This is a genomic window from Pseudoalteromonas sp. CO348, assembly GCF_004208845.1.
Classification (GTDB): Bacteria; Pseudomonadota; Gammaproteobacteria; order Enterobacterales; family Alteromonadaceae; genus Pseudoalteromonas; species Pseudoalteromonas maricaloris.
The window spans coordinates 81,514-97,720 of sequence record NZ_SGPI01000010.1; the positions used below are offsets into that span (position 1 = coordinate 81,514).

17 protein-coding genes are annotated in these 16,207 nt (G+C 42.5%); 11 read left to right on the top strand and 6 right to left on the bottom strand.

The genetic code is table 11. From position 1 onward, the window contains the following. Positions 1 to 85 precede the first annotated feature (85 nt). A complete protein-coding gene (locus EXT48_RS03005; RefSeq protein ID WP_010606087.1) occupies positions 86 to 520 on the bottom strand; it encodes a CopD family protein in 435 nt (144 codons plus the stop codon). Positions 521 to 540: 20 nt separating this feature from the next. Further along, positions 541 to 2,223 carry a chloride channel protein gene (locus tag EXT48_RS03010; RefSeq protein WP_010372240.1) on the bottom strand — a complete coding sequence of 561 codons (1,683 nt, stop codon included), beginning with the start codon at positions 2,221 to 2,223 and terminating at the stop codon, positions 541 to 543. Between the two features lie 327 nt (positions 2,224 to 2,550). Between EXT48_RS03010 and erpA the strand changes: the two genes are divergently transcribed. Both erpA and EXT48_RS03020 read left to right on the top strand, forming a co-directional pair. Then, a complete protein-coding gene (erpA, locus tag EXT48_RS03015; RefSeq protein ID WP_010372235.1) occupies positions 2,551 to 2,889 on the top strand; it encodes an iron-sulfur cluster insertion protein ErpA in 339 nt (112 codons plus the stop codon). A gap of 737 nt (positions 2,890 to 3,626) precedes the next feature. Beyond that, positions 3,627 to 3,869: a helix-turn-helix transcriptional regulator gene (locus EXT48_RS03020; protein ID WP_017216404.1), complete on the top strand. Its 243-nt coding sequence runs from the start codon at positions 3,627 to 3,629 to the stop codon at positions 3,867 to 3,869. A 44-nt stretch (positions 3,870 to 3,913) separates the two neighbouring features. Here EXT48_RS03020 and EXT48_RS03025 read toward each other — a convergent pair whose 3' ends face one another. Genes EXT48_RS03025 through EXT48_RS03040 form a run of 4 tightly spaced genes read right to left on the bottom strand, consistent with a single transcriptional unit; the run spans position 3,914 to position 7,618 of the window. After that, positions 3,914 to 5,299, bottom strand: a complete 1,386-nt coding sequence (locus EXT48_RS03025) for an MFS transporter (RefSeq protein WP_130163540.1) — start codon at positions 5,297 to 5,299, stop codon at positions 3,914 to 3,916. 9 nt (positions 5,300 to 5,308) lie between these two features. Next, positions 5,309 to 5,926, bottom strand: coding sequence for a peptidylprolyl isomerase (locus tag EXT48_RS03030; protein ID WP_010606092.1), 618 nt, complete (start codon positions 5,924 to 5,926; stop codon positions 5,309 to 5,311). Further along, positions 5,926 to 6,483: a YajG family lipoprotein gene (locus EXT48_RS03035; RefSeq protein ID WP_130163541.1), complete on the bottom strand. Its 558-nt coding sequence runs from the start codon at positions 6,481 to 6,483 to the stop codon at positions 5,926 to 5,928. The genes EXT48_RS03030 and EXT48_RS03035 overlap by 1 nt, the downstream gene beginning before the upstream one ends. A gap of 4 nt (positions 6,484 to 6,487) precedes the next feature. Continuing rightward, entirely contained in the window at positions 6,488 to 7,618 is a 1,131-nt protein-coding gene (locus tag EXT48_RS03040; RefSeq protein WP_130163542.1) for a methyltransferase, read from the bottom strand. A 38-nt stretch (positions 7,619 to 7,656) separates the two neighbouring features. Here EXT48_RS03040 and EXT48_RS03045 point away from each other — a divergent pair, with 38 nt between their 5' ends. The 9 genes from EXT48_RS03045 to nqrF all read left to right on the top strand — a co-directional run bounded on the left by EXT48_RS03045 (position 7,657) and on the right by nqrF (position 16,134). Further along, on the top strand, positions 7,657 to 8,250 hold the full coding sequence (locus tag EXT48_RS03045; protein WP_130163543.1) for an alpha-ketoglutarate-dependent dioxygenase AlkB: 594 nt from the start codon (positions 7,657 to 7,659) through the stop codon (positions 8,248 to 8,250). A 45-nt stretch (positions 8,251 to 8,295) separates the two neighbouring features. Beyond that, a complete protein-coding gene (locus EXT48_RS03050) occupies positions 8,296 to 8,610 on the top strand; it encodes a BolA family transcriptional regulator (RefSeq protein ID WP_039493750.1) in 315 nt (104 codons plus the stop codon). A 105-nt stretch (positions 8,611 to 8,715) separates the two neighbouring features. Then, positions 8,716 to 9,906: an enoyl-ACP reductase FabV gene (fabV, locus tag EXT48_RS03055; protein WP_010372210.1), complete on the top strand. Its 1,191-nt coding sequence runs from the start codon at positions 8,716 to 8,718 to the stop codon at positions 9,904 to 9,906. A gap of 442 nt (positions 9,907 to 10,348) precedes the next feature. After that, entirely contained in the window at positions 10,349 to 11,692 is a 1,344-nt protein-coding gene (locus tag EXT48_RS03060; RefSeq protein WP_130163544.1) for a Na(+)-translocating NADH-quinone reductase subunit A, read from the top strand. Positions 11,693 to 11,694: 2 nt separating this feature from the next. Beyond that, complete coding sequence (locus EXT48_RS03065; RefSeq protein ID WP_130163545.1) at positions 11,695 to 12,897, top strand: NADH:ubiquinone reductase (Na(+)-transporting) subunit B; 1,203 nt, start codon at positions 11,695 to 11,697, stop codon at positions 12,895 to 12,897. After that, complete coding sequence (locus EXT48_RS03070; RefSeq protein WP_010606098.1) at positions 12,887 to 13,636, top strand: Na(+)-translocating NADH-quinone reductase subunit C; 750 nt, start codon at positions 12,887 to 12,889, stop codon at positions 13,634 to 13,636. Before EXT48_RS03065 ends, EXT48_RS03070 begins: the two co-directional genes overlap by 11 nt. Further along, positions 13,636 to 14,268, top strand: a complete 633-nt coding sequence (locus EXT48_RS03075; RefSeq protein WP_130163546.1) for an NADH:ubiquinone reductase (Na(+)-transporting) subunit D — start codon at positions 13,636 to 13,638, stop codon at positions 14,266 to 14,268. Before EXT48_RS03070 ends, EXT48_RS03075 begins: the two co-directional genes overlap by 1 nt. A gap of 10 nt (positions 14,269 to 14,278) precedes the next feature. Further along, positions 14,279 to 14,887: an NADH:ubiquinone reductase (Na(+)-transporting) subunit E gene (gene nqrE, locus EXT48_RS03080; RefSeq protein WP_045987684.1), complete on the top strand. Its 609-nt coding sequence runs from the start codon at positions 14,279 to 14,281 to the stop codon at positions 14,885 to 14,887. Between the two features lie 20 nt (positions 14,888 to 14,907). Continuing rightward, positions 14,908 to 16,134 carry an NADH:ubiquinone reductase (Na(+)-transporting) subunit F gene (gene nqrF, locus EXT48_RS03085; protein WP_010372196.1) on the top strand — a complete coding sequence of 409 codons (1,227 nt, stop codon included), beginning with the start codon at positions 14,908 to 14,910 and terminating at the stop codon, positions 16,132 to 16,134. Positions 16,135 to 16,207: the final 73 nt, after the last annotated feature.

Sequence of the window (16,207 nt, forward strand, 5' to 3'; positions counted from 1 at the left end):
GGTCGCTCACCCAACCAGATAACACGCAGATTGTGGGCGGTTACTTGGGCGCATATTATACCCAAGTACCCCCAATAATGCACGGTTACAGTGCAGGTTTTAAAACGGCAAGAAAGACAATGGCTAATAGGATTAGTACGGGAAATTCGTTGAAAAAACGATAGAACTTGTCGCTTTTACGATTACGATCATGTTTAAAATCGGCAAGCAATTTAAAGCAATAGCCATGATAAATATAAAGTAAAATCACTAAGGTCAGTTTGTAGTGCAGCCACATACTGTGTTTAAACCACTCACGTCCATATTCTGTAATCGTTAAGACTCCAAACACCGCGGTGAGAATAGCAAATGGAGTTACAAAATAGAGTAGGCGGCGCTCCATGATTTTGAGCATTGAGCTACAAGATTTTTCTTCAGTCATCGCGTGATACACAAAGAGACGTGGCAGATAAAAAATCCCTGCAAACCAGGCAATCATAAAAAAGATATGTAAGGCTTTATACGTTAGCAATAAGCTCATTATAAATTCCACTTTTTAGATTAGAGTAAACTGTTTCTGGTGGTGAGTATGTGACGAATTTGGTCCCATCGCAATAACCCAAGTATTTGTTTTTCATCCTTTTGGTTGTATATATACACCGCGCCTGAACGTTTATCTTTAAGCACATCAAAGGCGTCTGCTAAGGTCGCTTGTGTGCTTAGTCCTTGTAGCTCGATATAAGAGACCGATACGCTGCCTTCGGAGATTAAGTTTAAATCGTATTCGGCTAAGCGGTAGCCGCTCTGTTCATCATAAACAATGAGCGGTGTTTGGCTATCAACCGCGGATAGGGTTTCCTTTATCTGCTCTTTGTCATCGGAATAGAGCAGTTTAAAATTCTCATCCATCTCAGCCACTATCCCTACTTTCTGTAATGCCTCTTTTGCCGGGGATACTTGGTAAGGCAGCCCTTGGAAATCTAGTTGTTGAATAAAAATAGAGCGGTTGCCAAACGCCTGTAAAGCCGTAACGTAAGCTGTGGTGATCACCAGCATAGCTGGAACGATTATTTTTGGATTGGAAGTCAGCTCCATTACCGCTGTGAGTGCAGCAAGCGGGGCGTGCAAAGTTGCCGCAAGTAAGCCTGCCATACCGAGTACACCATAAGTTCCCGCAACATCGACGCTGGGTTCAATAAACTGGGCAAAGAAAGACATCAAGGTGCCCATGATGACCCCAAGCCCAATCACTGGACCAATAATACCACCGGGAATACCAAGTCCAATCGCAAATAAAGTCGCCATCAGCTTGGCAATCAATATTGTGGTGAGTAGCTGTAAGTTATGTGGAGATTCAACGGCTTGGGTGATAGCGCTCATACCTGAACCCATGGCTCCCGGTACGGCGTAGCCAATTAATCCCGCAATTAAACCCGCTAATAAAAGGCGAGGAAACATGCTGATGGGCTTAAAAGTTTTGATGATCAGCATTAGATTTTGATTGAAGGCAAAAGCAACCGCTCCTAATGCTGCACCACAAATAATTAAATAAGGGTAATGCCAAAAACTCAACGGAGTGATATGAATGAGCGCCAGCTCGGAACTATTACCAAACACATATTGCGTGCTCATTGCACCGATCACTGAAGCCAACATCACGGGCACGAAAATGTGAATTTTATACTCCCTGAGCACGACTTCCATAACGAATATCACCGCCGCGAGCGGGGTGTTAAATGAGGCCGCAATACCTGCTGCTACACCGCAACCGGCCAAAGTTCGCGCAGCATTGAGTGGTAGATGTAAACGCTCTGATAGAATGCTCGCCGCTGTTGCCCCCATGTGCACAGATGGTCCTTCTCGACCAACAGAAAAGCCACTGATCAAAGCAACGGCACCACCAAAAAATTGGTTAGCAGAATTCCAAATTGGCATATGACCGTAGTGGTGTTTGATCCGATTGATCACATATGGAATGCCCAAACGGTAATGCTTAAACCCGGTTAAGGCGGCAAAGACCGCGATGAGTAGCGCAGCAAGCACAGGCAAAAATAGCCGATGTAGCTCAGAAAGCTCGGTAAAGTCATCAGGTTTATCGAGAAATGTGCCTTGGATTAATTCAATAGTAAGACGAAAAGCAATGATAAGTATCGCCGCAAGCAGGCCAGCACCGGCACCAAGTAGGCACAGTTGCGCTGAAGTTTTAGGTTTTGCAAGGCTTCGTCTTAATGTATCCAACGACATGAACGTCATTCCACAATAGTAAACCGTTTAAGAATATCAAATTTTTTACACTAAGTCCTTGTGCTAACGCAACTTAACTGAGGCAATAGTCTTATTTTCTTTGGTTAAGCATTATAGATACCAATATGCATTCAATAGCAGGTTAGGTGCAGAGTTAAAAATCTCTCAATGACAAAAAATAAATAGAACCGTTTTGACAGGTGAACGACGAGTTCTTTGTTCCAAAAATGGATCATTTATCAAAGATAATTGGTACAAACGCTATACTTGATTAAAATACTCAGGTATTAGATAATTTGCAGATTACAGGATTAGGGGTCTAAATCTATGTCTGAACAATTACCAATTCAGTTTTCTGACGCTGCCGCAAGCCGCGTAAAGGAACTTATTGAAGAAGAAGAGAATGCCAATCTTAAGCTACGCGTGTATGTAACGGGTGGCGGTTGCTCAGGCTTTCAATATGGTTTCACTTTCGATGAAAAAGTAAATCCGGGTGATTTGGAAATCGTAAAAAACGGTGTCACTATGGTTGTCGATCCAATGAGTATTCAGTATCTAATAGACGGAATCGTAGATTATACTGAAGGACTTGAGGGTGCACGTTTCTTTGTGAACAACCCCAATGCAACAACCACTTGTGGCTGTGGTGCAAGTTTCAGCGTCTAGACATTATTCGCACTACGTTCCACTAAAGAGTCATGCGTTTGTCATGGCTCTTTTTGTTTCTGCCCATCACAACTCAATTTGCTTTATTCGTCACAAACTCCCTGTTAAATACATCATTAAGACAAAAAAGCCCAAAACAAAAGATGAAAATACTAAGATGTAGATAAAGCCTTTTTTCCCTTGCTTAAGCGGCACGCCGTTAGAACGAAGGAAGTAAATCCAGCCTAAGCACAATAGAATTGGCAGTAAAAACAGTAATCGAATCATCTAGTAATAGCCTCTTTTTTAACCACTCAGTAAATGTTAGCTGTAAGTTTTTATTTTTTAAAGAAAAATAATTTATTTCAAATACTGGTACATTTTTTAAAAAATTTGTTAAAGTGTTACTGGATATTACAACCCTTAATGAATTAAGAAAAAGTAAAAAATTAATTAGGTGTTACTCGTGTTTTAGTCTATACCTAATTGGGTACATAGGGACAAGTTAACATTTTGTCTACGTGTTACTGGTTTGGCATAACTTATCGCAGCTAGCTGGTAAGTTGTACCGCATTCGGGGTAAACTGTAAGCTTGAGCGAGTTCTAAAGGCAAAAATGCTGAGTTCATACAGGCTTAACATTTTGCATTGTAGAGTTCCTCGATAAGCTACAACTGTAATATTTAGATAATAACTAAATGAGACGGGCATATTTCATTTAGATAATTTAGTCTTTCATCTAGTAGGAGATGTTTAATTATGATGGGTAAAACGGTTTCTTCTGAAGAAAACGGCAAGCTAACGAAGTGGCTAAAATCAAAGCGCCACGAGAAAGGTCACACAATGCGTAGTCTTGCGCAGGTGTTAGGTACGCCTCATTCATTCATCGGTAAGATTGAGAATCAAGAACGTCGATTGGATGTCATTGAGTTTTTACGTTACTGCGAAGCGTTAGAAGTTGATCCTTATGAAGGCTTACAGCTAATCAAAGAAGATCAATAAGCGTTTAGTTAGCAAAAACGTAAAAGGTGCAAGGACCTGCACCTCTAGTTTTTGTTAGCATGATACGCCTTTTCAATAGCATACAGCTTGTGCCGAATAAAATATAAAAACAATAATGATGGAAGCACCATAAGCGCAGTTAGCGCGAAGAAGAGTGCCCAATTACCTCCAAGCAAATCATCTATCACAAAACCACTATAGCCTGATAGCACGGTACGGCCTAAACTGCCAAGTGATGCCAGCAAGGCATAGTGGGTTGCACTAAATGCTCTATCACAGAGCATAGAAATAAATGCCACCATCGCTACCAGTGACCAAGCTTGGGTAAAACCGTCCACCACAATTGCTAGTGCGTACAGGTGTTCTTGAGGGCCTGCTATGGCAATCCAAGAAAACATTAAATTTGATGCTGCCATAGCAACACCACTAATAAATAAGCCCTTCACGATACCGTATTTATGGTTAAAGATACTGCCAAGAAAAGCAAATATGATAGTGATCACACCGGTACCAAGCTTTGAATATTTCCCAATTTGGGTGTTTGTAAAACCCACTTCTTTATAAAATACGATGGACATACGGGCTAAAAAGGCCTCTCCTATCTTAAATAGGAAAATAAAGGCGAGTAGGGCACATGCCGTTTTAACCCCATTTTTTTCAAAAAATCGCTTAAAGGGTTCAACCAGAGTCACAGCAAGCCAGGCATAGATCTTTTTAGAAGCACTTGATGAAGCGCTGTGGTTAAGTTTTTGCTCGTAACTCTTCTGTAGTAGTTCCTGTACTTGCTCGCGATGAGATTTTGGCTCTTTTGCCAACAAAGTGACAACTAACAAACACACTACGATGACGCTTAGCATCTGATAGATGATGGGCCAACTAAAGCCGGGTAAATCGGCCATAAAGAACGGAATTGCACCAAGTAAGGCATAGCCAGACCACCAACCTGAAGTCGCCATCGCTGCCGCTGCCGTTGCCTTTTCACTTTCATCTTCTGGTAAAATGTCGATGCGATAAGCATCTATTGCAATATCTTGTGTAGCTGAAAATAACGCAATAATAAAGCACAATAATGCAGCATGCGAAAGGTGGTCTTTAATTGAAATAGTGGCTAATGCAAAGGTGGCAACAATAATAATAAACTGGCAACTTGCTATCCAGCTTCGTCTTTGCCCTAAGCGATTATACAGCAGAGGGATTTTTACTCGGTCAACGAGTGGGGACCACAAAAAGTTGATAGTATAGGCGCCATATACTAGGCCAAATAGGCCAATGGTGCTGCGGCTTAACCCTTCATCTTTAAGCCAAGCTGACATCACCGAACCAATCAATACCCAAGGAAAGCCGCTACTTATTCCAAAAGCAAAGACAGTTAATAGACGTTTGTCTTTGTAATAACCAAGATATTGTGAAAAGCTAGATGATATCAACATAAAAGGGTATTACTCTGGCTGCTTTAATACTTCGACTGAAAGAATAATGACGGGCTCTTTAGGTATAAAGGTATAGCCAAGCTTTTCATTGTAGCCGGTTTCCACCTTCATAATCGCGTCCAGTGTTTCATAGCCTTCAGAGACATTCCCGAACACGGCAAAACCCCAGCCTCTACCTGGGTTCAAGTGATCGTTGTCATCCATATTAAAGAAAAACTGTCTGGTACCTGAGTGTGGTTTGTTGTCTTGGTATGCCATGGCAATGGTATACATATCATTTTTCAGACCATTACCGCTTTCATTGAAGATAGCTTCGCGCTCAAACATGCCATCGTACTCTTTGTCGTAGCCTCCACCTTGGATAACAAAGTCTTTTTCATTGGCTTCATCACGCTCAACTCGATGAAAGACAGAGCCGTTATAGTCTTTGTTGATAACGTAAGTTAAAAAGTTATTTACTGTAATAGGCGCTCTCGATCTGTCTAGTTCGACAATAATCGGCCCTTTACTGGTATTGATTTGAACTCGAGGGAATAGATTATTCTTTTGTACGAATTTACCGTTCATTTCGGCAAAGACATTCATACTTAATAATAGGATGGTTAAGCTTAGAATTATTTTTTTCATTAACTTCCTCTCACAAATTGAATAAATTCAGGATCTTGAACGATTCGAGTAACAACCTGTTGAGCTAGGTTGTTGAGCTGCTCTTCGACTTTGGCTTGGTCGTGTTTTAGTGGGCCATTTAAATTAGCACTACCTTTATATTGCTTTTCGAAACTGCGAGCGCCTTGCTTTATCAGTACGGTGACGTCAGCTTCAGCATCACTTTGATGAGTCGAGAAAGATTCATCAATAATCGCTTTAAAGCGATTGATATTCACAGTGATTTGCGCAGCAGCGGCCGGTGTTATTTGCGCGCCATGTGCGGTGAGTGCTTGCGTTAATACCTGATTGAAATTAACTGGTAAATTAGCATCAGGTACGTAAAGTGCGGGCTCTTGGTTTTTCACGCGAATGGTGTATTTTGTGGTCCGCAGGTCGTTTACTTTGACCGCCACATTGGCGGCAAGCGCGTTTGACGAAGGTCCTTGATACTCCGGATGAAGAATGACACTGCGTGGTGAGCTTTCACAGCCCACGAGTATCAAGGTTAGCAAAATAATCAGCAATGAAAAACGCATGAAGTTAGCTCCTCTTTATTGCACTTAAAACAGTGAATTTTTTGTTGTTGCCTAGTGTCTTGCTGTTACCGAACAAACGCTTGAGTTTGTCGTCGTATTCCAAGTGGCGGTTACCGATAATTCTTAACTCTCCCCCTTGGCGAAGCGCAGCCTTAGCTTGTAAAAACATCTGCCAAGCAATGTGATCGGTGATTGCGTTGGCCTGATGGAATGGTGGGTTACACAGTATCAGATCCGCACCGTAATTTTCAAAACCCGTAAGGCAGTCGTTTTGAACGAACTGACAATCAGCAACACGCTCGGGTAGGTTATTCACGATATTTTGCTCCGCGCTATGCACCGCCATCGCCGACTCGTCGATAAAGGTGACGGTGGCATTTGGCATTTTTGCGAGCGTCATCAATCCGATGACACCATTACCACAGCCGAGATCAATGACCTTCAATGGTTTTTTACCCATAGGAAGGTAATTGATAAAAAAACGTGCGCCAATATCAAGAGAGTCTCGTGAGAAGACATTTGCTTCATTCGACAAGATAAAATCGGTTTTTTCCAGCGGCCAAGACACAGGGAATTTACTATCAATGGCTTTGGCTGACGTCTTGCTGAACACTAAACGCGATTTTTTTACCGCTAAGCTAGTCGTTGGCTCAGTCAAAAAGTGGCTAAAGCTTTTTAAAGTTGAGGTGTGAATTTCTTTTGCTTTGCCAGCCGCAATTACGGGAATGTCTGTAGTCAGTTTACTTAACTGTGCAAGTTGCGCTTGCAATAGCCCTGAATTTTTGGGAATTTTTATTAATATCAGATCGATATCTTTTGGCAGCTCATCCATGCTAGTGAGTACATCAACCTGAGCGTCCGCAAGTTCGTTGGCCTCTAAATTATACTCATAGGCGAGGGTACTTACATAAGAGTCGGTGACTACTGTGCAGTGCTTGTCAGCAAGTGCACAGCATAATGCGCCAAAACTATCGTTGAGAATGAGAATACGGTTTGCATCGCGGTGATGTTCAAAGACATAATCTAACAGGTATTCGTCGGCTGAATCCCAAGCTTGTAAGCTGCGATTTTTTTGATCGAGTGGAAACCTATGTAGCGTAAAAGGGTTTCCGGCTAGAATTGCATCAGTCGTCATGTGAATGTTCTATAAATAAAAGCAGCGGGTAGTTTAACATGAGAGCAGTAGACAAAGCACGGAACTTGCCGAGCGGTTTTAGCTATCAAGCACAGGCTATTAGCTTCGACAAAAGTCTAGCGCTATATAATGTACTACTGAATAGCCTTGCGTGGCAGCAAAATACCATCACCTTATTTGGTAAGACCCATCAAACGCCTCGACTTGAATGCTTTATTGCCGACCCAGACGTGCATTATAGTTATTCGGGAAAGCGACTCGAAAATGCTCCTTGGCCTTCGGTATTGCTTGGGATCAGACAAACGCTAGAACGCAGATTTAATATTCCTTTTAATGCGGTATTGGCCAATTATTATCGTAATGGTCAAGACAGTATGGGCTGGCACAGTGATGATGAACCCGAACTCGGTTTGACGCCCATAATTGCTTCACTGTCGCTTGGCGCGACCCGCAAATTTAAAATACGCCACAAAGTAAGCCTCTCTGTAACCGACATTTTATTGGAAACGGGCAGCTTATTGGTAATGCAAGGTGATAGCCAGCGCGACTATCAACATGCTTTGCCAAAGCAGGCCAAGGTGACTCAGGGGCGTATTAATCTCACCTTTCGAAGTGTTGGAAATACGCGCTGAACGGCGTATAGTAGCGTCACGAATTGCTCTAGGAGACAAAGTATAATGTCAATGCAATCACAGATTTATGACAAAATAGCTGAAGCCGTTGCGTGCAAGCATCTGAACGTTATCAATGAAAGCCATATGCACAGCCGTGGCGAAGAGTCTCACTTTAAAGTCATTGTTGTAAGCGAACAATTTGTCGGCCAGAGGTTGCTGCAACGTCATCGAAAGATCAATGAAGTGCTAAAAGATGAGCTGCAAAACCATATTCACGCTTTGGCCATTCATGCCTATACACCAGAAGAGTTTTCAGACAAAGAAGGTCAGACGCCAGAGTCACCTAAATGCTTGGGTGGTTCTAAGTTCGATAGCTGATCAGATGTGTGTTTTACATATCTGCCAGTACACTACGCAGTAATTTTAATAAAGTGAGAGCAATCTCACTTTTATTTTGTATCAAATCAATGGATAGGATCTCTTATGGTCATCAAACCAAAAATTCGTGGATTTATTTGTACTAATGCGCATCCGGTAGGCTGTGCTGCACACGTTCAAGAACAGATTGAATACGTAAAACAACAAGGCCAAATCGAAAATGGCCCCAAGAATGTATTAGTAATAGGTGCATCGACAGGCTATGGCTTGGCGTCGCGTATCACCGCTGCATTTGGTGCCGGTGCGAAAACGCTAGGTATCTTCTTTGAAAAAGAAGGCTCAGAGAAAAAAACAGCATCAGCGGGTTGGTATAATACGGCTGCATTCCAGCAAGCTGCAGAAGAAGCGGGTTTATGGTCTAAAAATATCAATGGTGATGCGTTTTCTGATGAGTTGAAGCAAAAAACCATCGACACAATCAAAGCTGAATTGGGTAAAGTAGATTTAGTGGTATATAGCCTTGCGTCTCCTCGTCGTAAAGACCCTAAATCTGATGAAGTTTATTCTTCAACACTTAAGCCAATTGGCTCAGCTATCACGACTAAAAACCTAAATACTTCTAAGCGCGTTATTGATGAAATGACAGTTGAAGCTGCTAACGAAGACGAAATCGCCAATACGGTTAAAGTGATGGGTGGTGAAGACTGGGAACTTTGGATTGATGCACTTAAGCAAGCAGATGTGTTAGCTGATGGTTTCAAAACAACGGCATACACTTATATCGGTAAAGAGTTGACTTGGCCAATATACGGCCACGCAACGATTGGTAAAGCAAAAGAAGACTTGGACCGTGCGACGCTGGCAATTCGCGAAACCACAGCGGATATTAAAGGCGAAGCTTATGTGTCTTCACTGAATGCAGTAGTGACGCAGGCAAGCTCTGCTATTCCAATTATGCCTCTTTATATCTCTGCACTATTTAAAGTGATGAAAGGTGATGGTACATATGAAGGGACAATCGAGCAAATCCATGGATTGTTTACTGAAAACCTATATGGCCAATCACCGCGCTTTGATGATGGCGGTCACTTGTTCCAAAACTATAAGGAACTAGAAGACGGCGTTCAAGCTCGTGTACAAACTATTTGGGATACTGTTGATACCGATACAATTGATGAATTGACGGATTATGTTGGTTATCACAACGAATTCTTGAAGCTATTCGGCTTCGGAGTTGACGGCGTAGATTACGAAGCTGATGTGGATGCAACGGTAGAAATTAGTCACCTCGTTTAATTTCACGGTTTTTGATCTCACTGTTTTTGATTTTGCGGGCAAAGTGCGAATTGGTACTTTGCCCGTTTTTGTTTGACCGTGAATTTTTACTTATTTTGCAGATAAGGGTAAGAAAAATTTTATCTATGCAACTTTGGTCTATACTCCTTCCAGTGATGGATTTTTCAACTAATCTAAATCCACGTTAAAGTCGTATTAATTTCATAATTCCACTCGCATACTCAGTACGATTAATGTTAAAATCAGAGAAATATGTGAGGACTTTTATCACGACGCTGCTTTTTTGTGCGCGTTGAGAGGTATTTTAAAGGGGCTTGTTTGGGAACCCTATCCGGACTCATAACTTTCTGCTCTTTATACCTAATACTTAGTACAAACGAGGTGGCGCTGTGGTGACTAAAGATATTTTCAGTTTCTTTCCGTTAATGTAATGCAAGTGCGTATGATCAACATAAAAAAAGGTCTGGACTTACCAATAGAGGGCGCACCTCAGCAAGTTATTCATGATGGTTCTGCTGTCAAACGAGTAGCTGTGCTAGGTGAAGAATTCATCGGTATGCGTCCTACCATGCATATTCGTGTGGATGACCAAGTCAAAAAAGGCCAAGTTCTTTTTGAAGATAAAAAGAACCCAGGCGTCAAGTTTACTGCGCCAGCTTCTGGTGTAGTTAAAGAAATTAACCGTGGTGCTAAGCGTGTACTTCAATCCGTTGTGATCGAAGTTCAAGGCGACGAGCAAATCACTTTCGAGAAGTTTTCAGCTGCTGATTTAAGCAACTTAGACTCTGAAAAAGTGAAGGAAGTGCTAATCGAGTCTGGTCAATGGCCAGCGCTTCGTGCACGTCCATTCAGCCGTGTCGCTGTGCCGAGTGCAACACCTAGCTCAATCTTTGTGACAGCAACAGATACTAATCCGTTAGCAGCAGATCCTGCTGTTATCATCGCAGAAAACGTGGAAGCGTTTGAAGCGGGTCTAGCGGTTGTATCTCGTTTGACTGAAGGCAAAGTATTTGTGTGTAAGAAAGCGGGTGCTAACGTACCTAGTTCTTCTATCTCACAAGTAGAAGTTCATGAGTTTGCAGGTGTGCACCCAGCAGGTAACGTGGGTACTCACATTCACTTCCTAGATTCTGTAGGTACAAACAAGCAAGTTTGGCACATTGGTTACCAAGATGTCATCGCGTTTGGTAAGTTGTTCCTGACAGGTGAAATCTACTCAGACAGAGTTATTGCTCTAGCAGGTCCTCGAGTTAAGAACCCTCGCTTAGTAAAAACTCATGTCGGTGCGTCGCTAACAGATTTAGTTGCAGGCGAGCTTGAAGACGGTGATAACCGAGTCATTTCTGGCTCTGTGTTAGCTGGTAAAACAGCAACTGGCCCTCACGCTTACCTTGGTCGTTACCATACTCAAGTATCAGTTTTACTTGAAGGTCGCGAGAAAGAGCTATTTGGCTGGATCGCTCCGGGTAGTGACAAATTCTCAGTAACACGTACATTCATTTCACACTTAGCACCTAGCCGTTTGTTCAAGATGACAACGTCTACTGGTGGTTCTAAGCGTGCGATGGTACCAATCGGTAACTATGAGCGTGTTATGCCACTCGATATTTTGCCAACGCTATTATTACGTGATCTTATTTCACGTGATCTAGATTCTGCGATTTCGTTGGGTGCACTAGAGCTAGATGAAGAAGATTTAGCACTATGTACATACGTATGTCCGGGCAAATATGAGTACGGTTCAATCCTGCGCGATTGCCTGACTACTATCGAGAAGGAAGGTTAAAAATGGCCTTAAAGAAATTTTTAGAAGACATTGAACCTCACTTTGAACCTGGTGGTAAACACGAGAAGTGGTACGCGCTTTACGAAGCCGTAGCAACTATCTTCTATACTCCAGGTTATGTAAACAAAGGTGCAACGCACGTTCGCGATAACATCGACCTAAAACGTATTATGATTTTAGTGTGGATGGCGACGTTCCCTGCAATGTTCTTTGGTATGTTCAACATTGGTCACCAAGCTGTGCTTGCACTAGGTAACGGTTTTGAGCTTGCTAATACTTGGCAGGTAGCTATCTTCCAAGCACTTGGTGGTGAATTAACCGCTGATGCCGGGTGGGGCGCCAAAACGTTCTACGGTGCGTGCTTCTTCTTGCCTATTTATGCAACCGTGTTTGCGGTTGGTGGCTTTTGGGAAGTGTTATTCGCATCAGTTCGTAAGCACGAAGTAAACGAAGGTTTCTTTGTAACCTCGGTTCTATTTGCGCTTATCCTGCCTGCAACGATTCCGTTATGGCAAGCTGCTTTAGGTATTACGTTTGGTGTAGTTGTTGCGAAAGAGATCTTCGGTGGTACAGGTCGTAACTTCTTAAACCCAGCGCTTGCAGGTCGTGCGTTCTTATTCTTCGCATACCCAGCTGATATCTCTGGTGACACAGTGTGGACTGCTGTTGACTCATTCTCTGGTGCAACTTATCTAGGTCAAGCTAGCGCAGGCGCTTTAGATTACAGCAATATGGATCTTTGGTTTAATGCATTTTATGGCTTTATCCAAGGTTCTGTTGGTGAAACGTCGACCTTAGCTATTTTATTGGGTGGTTTGTTCCTCATTTATGTTCGTATTGCATCATGGCGCATTGTACTGGGCACATTCATCGGTATGGTTGTGATGTCATTTGTTCTAAATGCAATCGGTTCTGAAACTAATGCTGCGTTTGCAATGCCTTGGCATTGGCACTTAGTACTTGGTGGTTTCGCATTTGGTATGTTCTTTATGGCAACAGACCCTGTATCTGCGTCTTTCACAGACAAAGGTAAGTGGTTATACGGTGCGCTAATCGGTGTAATGGTTGTGCTTATCCGTGTTGTTAACCCGGCATATCCAGAGGGCATGATGTTGGCAATCCTATTCGCTAACCTTTTTGCTCCACTATTCGACCACTTCGTAGTGCAGTCTAATGTGAAGAGGAGATTGGCACGTGTCAACTAAGAATGAATCAATGGGCAAAACGCTCGGCGTAGTTGTTGGCTTATGTTTAGTGTGTGCAATCGTAGTATCTTTTGCTTCGGTTCAGCTTCGCCCTATGCAGCAAGCAAACAAAAACGAAGATATTCAACGTAACATTTTAGCCGTTGCTGGCTACGATAAAGTTAAAAACGTGTCTGAAGTTTTTAACCAAAATATCGAATCACGTGTTGTTAGTCTTAAAACAGGTGAGTTTGTAGAAGACGTTAAAGCGGAATCTTTTGACTTTGAAGCGACTAAGTTTGATGCCAAACGTAGTTACAAACTTTCAAAAGCAGAAGACAAAGCGGGTATTCAACGTATCACGAATAACTCTCCAGTTTATTTCGCAAAAGATGACCAAGGTAAAGTGTCTACTATCATTCTACCAATTCAAGGTTACGGCCTTTGGGGCGTGATGTATGGCTTCCTTGCGCTAGAAGCTGATGGTGAGACGATTAAGTCAATCAACTTTTATAAGCACAGCGAAACTCCAGGTCTTGGTGGTGAAATCCAAAATCCTAAGTGGACTGCACTTTGGGATGGTAAAGAGCTTCCTATCGACGTAGTTAAAGGTAGTGCTGGCGGTAACGAACACAAGGTAGATGGTCTATCTGGTGCAACACTTACTTCTAACGGTGTTGATCACACAGTTGATTTCTGGACAAGCGACAAAGCGTTTGGTCCATTCCTTGCGAAAGTACGTAAAGGAGCATTGAACTAATGGCTAATGCAAAAGAAATGAAGGAAGTCTTGTTTGGTCCTGTTTTTGCGAACAACCCGATTGCACTACAAGTGTTGGGTATCTGTTCTGCATTAGCGGTAACATCAAGCCTTAAAAATGCACTTATCATGTCAATCGCGTTGACATTGGTTACTGCGTTTTCAAGTTTATTTATCTCAATGATCCGTAATCACATTCCTTCAAGTGTGCGTATCATTGTCCAAATGACGATTATTGCATCTTTAGTAATCGTTGTAGACCAAGTGCTTCAAGCCGTTGTTTACTCAACAGCAAAAGAACTATCAACGTTCATCGGCCTTATCATTACTAACTGTATCGTAATGGGTCGTGCAGAAGCATACGCAATGAAGTCGCCACCAACAATGTCATTCCTTGACGGTATTGGTAACGGCTTAGGTTACTCTGTTGTACTTCTAACAGTTGGCTTTATCCGTGAACTATTTGGTGCAGGTACATTGTTTGGCGTTGAAATCCTTCCACTTATTTCTGAAGGTGGTTGGTATCAGCCTATGGGTCTACTAGTTATGCCATTCAGCTCGTTCTTTATTGTTGGTTCTTTCATTTGGGTACTTCGTACTTGGAAGAAAGAGCAAGTAGAAGCGAAGGTATAAGGGGAGAGAGATGGAACAGTATATTAGTTTATTCGTTAAAGCGGTTTTCATTGAAAACTTAGCTTTATCTTTCTTCTTAGGTATGTGTACTTTCTTGGCGGTATCTAAGAAAGTAACAACGTCGCTAGGTCTAGGTATTGCGGTAGTTGTAGTACTTGGTATCTCTGTACCAGTGAACAACTTAGTTTATCACGCAGTGCTAGCGCCGGGTGCATTAGAGTGGCTAGGTTTTGCAGAAGTAGACCTTAGCTTCCTACGCTTCTTGACGTTTATCGGTGTAATCGCAGCGCTAGTTCAAATTCTAGAAATGACGTTAGATAAGTTCTTCCCTGCGCTATATAACGCACTAGGTATCTTCCTACCGCTAATCACAGTTAACTGTGCGATTTTCGGTGCGGTATCATTCATGGTTGAGCGTAACTTAAACTTCGGTGAATCTGTAGTTTATGGTCTAGGTTCAGGTGTGGGCTGGGCACTTGCTATCGTATTGTTAGCAGGTATTCGTGAGAAGATGAAGTATGCAGACGTTCCTGATGGTTTACGTGGCTTAGGTATTACCTTTGTTACTGTAGGTCTAATGGGCTTTGGCTTCATGTCATTCTCTGGTATTTCACTGTAAGGTAGCGAGGAAACTATACGATGGAAACTATTGTATTAGGCGTAAGCATGTTCATCGCTATCGTTGTGATGCTAGTGCTTATCATCATTGCAGCGAAATCGAAGCTTGTAGCAAGCGGTGACGTTACAATTGATATTAACGGCGATCCTGAAAAGGCGATCAAGACTCCTGCTGGCGGTAAGCTACTAGGTGCACTTGCAAACGCGGGTATTTTCGTATCGTCTGCATGTGGTGGCGGTGGCTCATGTGGCCAGTGTCGCGTACATATTAAAGAGGGGGGTGGTGATATTCTACCAACCGAACTTGACCACATCTCTAAAGGTGAAGCACGTGAAGGCTGTCGTCTAGCGTGTCAGGTTAACGTTAAAAACGACATGGAAATCGAAGTTGAAGAATCAATCTTCGGTGTTAAAAAGTGGGAATGTACAGTTATCTCTAACGATAACAAAGCAACTTTCATCAAGGAGCTAAAACTAGGCATCCCTGAAGGTGAAGTTGTACCTTTCCGTGCCGGTGGTTACATTCAGATTGAAGCACCAGCTCACCATGTTAAATATGCAGACTATGATATTCCTGAAGAATATCGTGCTGACTGGGAACGTTTTGGTTTCTTTAAGCTAGAGTCTAAAGTTGACGACGAAACTATCCGTGCGTACTCAATGGCTAACTACCCAGAAGAGTTTGGCATCATCATGCTAAACGTACGTATCGCAACTCCGCCGCCAAATAACCTAACATTACCTTGTGGTAAGATGTCATCGTACATCTGGTCACTTAAAGAAGGTGATAAGGTTACTATTTCTGGTCCATTCGGTGAATTCTTCGCGAAAGACACAGATGCTGAAATGGTATTTGTTGGTGGTGGTGCTGGTATGGCGCCAATGCGTTCACACATCTTCGATCAGCTTAAGCGTCTTAACTCTAAGCGTAAGATGTCTTTCTGGTACGGTGCACGTTCTAAGCGTGAAATGTTCTACGTGGAAGACTTTGACGGTCTAGCTGAAGAAAATGATAACTTCCAATGGCATGTTGCCCTTTCAGATCCTCAACCAGAGGATAACTGGGAAGGTTACACGGGCTTCATTCATAACGTACTTTTTGAAAACTATCTTAAAGACCATGAAGCGCCAGAAGATTGTGAGTTCTACATGTGTGGTCCTCCAATGATGAACGCGGCAGTTATTAACATGCTTAAAGACTTAGGTGTTGAAGACGAAAACATCCTACTTGATGACTTCGGTGGTTAATTAGGTTTCGGTCTAACAATGAACTTAAGTTAGAATATAAGCCCTCCAGCAAAATGCTTTGCTCGAGGGCTTT

Excerpts from the sequence above, each read along its gene's own strand:
- EXT48_RS03005 (WP_010606087.1), bottom strand. The coding sequence starts at position 520 with ATGAGCTTATTGCTAACGTATAAAGCCTTACATATCTTTTTTATGATT.
- EXT48_RS03010 (WP_010372240.1), bottom strand. The coding sequence starts at position 2,223 with ATGTCGTTGGATACATTAAGACGAAGCCTTGCAAAACCTAAAACTTCA.
- erpA (WP_010372235.1), top strand. The coding sequence starts at position 2,551 with ATGTCTGAACAATTACCAATTCAGTTTTCTGACGCTGCCGCAAGCCGC.
- EXT48_RS03020 (WP_017216404.1), top strand. The coding sequence starts at position 3,627 with ATGATGGGTAAAACGGTTTCTTCTGAAGAAAACGGCAAGCTAACGAAG.
- EXT48_RS03025 (WP_130163540.1), bottom strand. The coding sequence starts at position 5,299 with ATGTTGATATCATCTAGCTTTTCACAATATCTTGGTTATTACAAAGAC.
- EXT48_RS03030 (WP_010606092.1), bottom strand. The coding sequence starts at position 5,926 with ATGAAAAAAATAATTCTAAGCTTAACCATCCTATTATTAAGTATGAAT.
- EXT48_RS03035 (WP_130163541.1), bottom strand. The coding sequence starts at position 6,483 with ATGCGTTTTTCATTGCTGATTATTTTGCTAACCTTGATACTCGTGGGC.
- EXT48_RS03040 (WP_130163542.1), bottom strand. The coding sequence starts at position 7,618 with ATGACGACTGATGCAATTCTAGCCGGAAACCCTTTTACGCTACATAGG.
- EXT48_RS03045 (WP_130163543.1), top strand. The coding sequence starts at position 7,657 with ATGAGAGCAGTAGACAAAGCACGGAACTTGCCGAGCGGTTTTAGCTAT.
- EXT48_RS03050 (WP_039493750.1), top strand. The coding sequence starts at position 8,296 with ATGTCAATGCAATCACAGATTTATGACAAAATAGCTGAAGCCGTTGCG.
- fabV (WP_010372210.1), top strand. The coding sequence starts at position 8,716 with ATGGTCATCAAACCAAAAATTCGTGGATTTATTTGTACTAATGCGCAT.
- EXT48_RS03060 (WP_130163544.1), top strand. The coding sequence starts at position 10,349 with ATGATCAACATAAAAAAAGGTCTGGACTTACCAATAGAGGGCGCACCT.
- EXT48_RS03065 (WP_130163545.1), top strand. The coding sequence starts at position 11,695 with ATGGCCTTAAAGAAATTTTTAGAAGACATTGAACCTCACTTTGAACCT.
- EXT48_RS03075 (WP_130163546.1), top strand. The coding sequence starts at position 13,636 with ATGGCTAATGCAAAAGAAATGAAGGAAGTCTTGTTTGGTCCTGTTTTT.
- nqrE (WP_045987684.1), top strand. The coding sequence starts at position 14,279 with ATGGAACAGTATATTAGTTTATTCGTTAAAGCGGTTTTCATTGAAAAC.
- nqrF (WP_010372196.1), top strand. The coding sequence starts at position 14,908 with ATGGAAACTATTGTATTAGGCGTAAGCATGTTCATCGCTATCGTTGTG.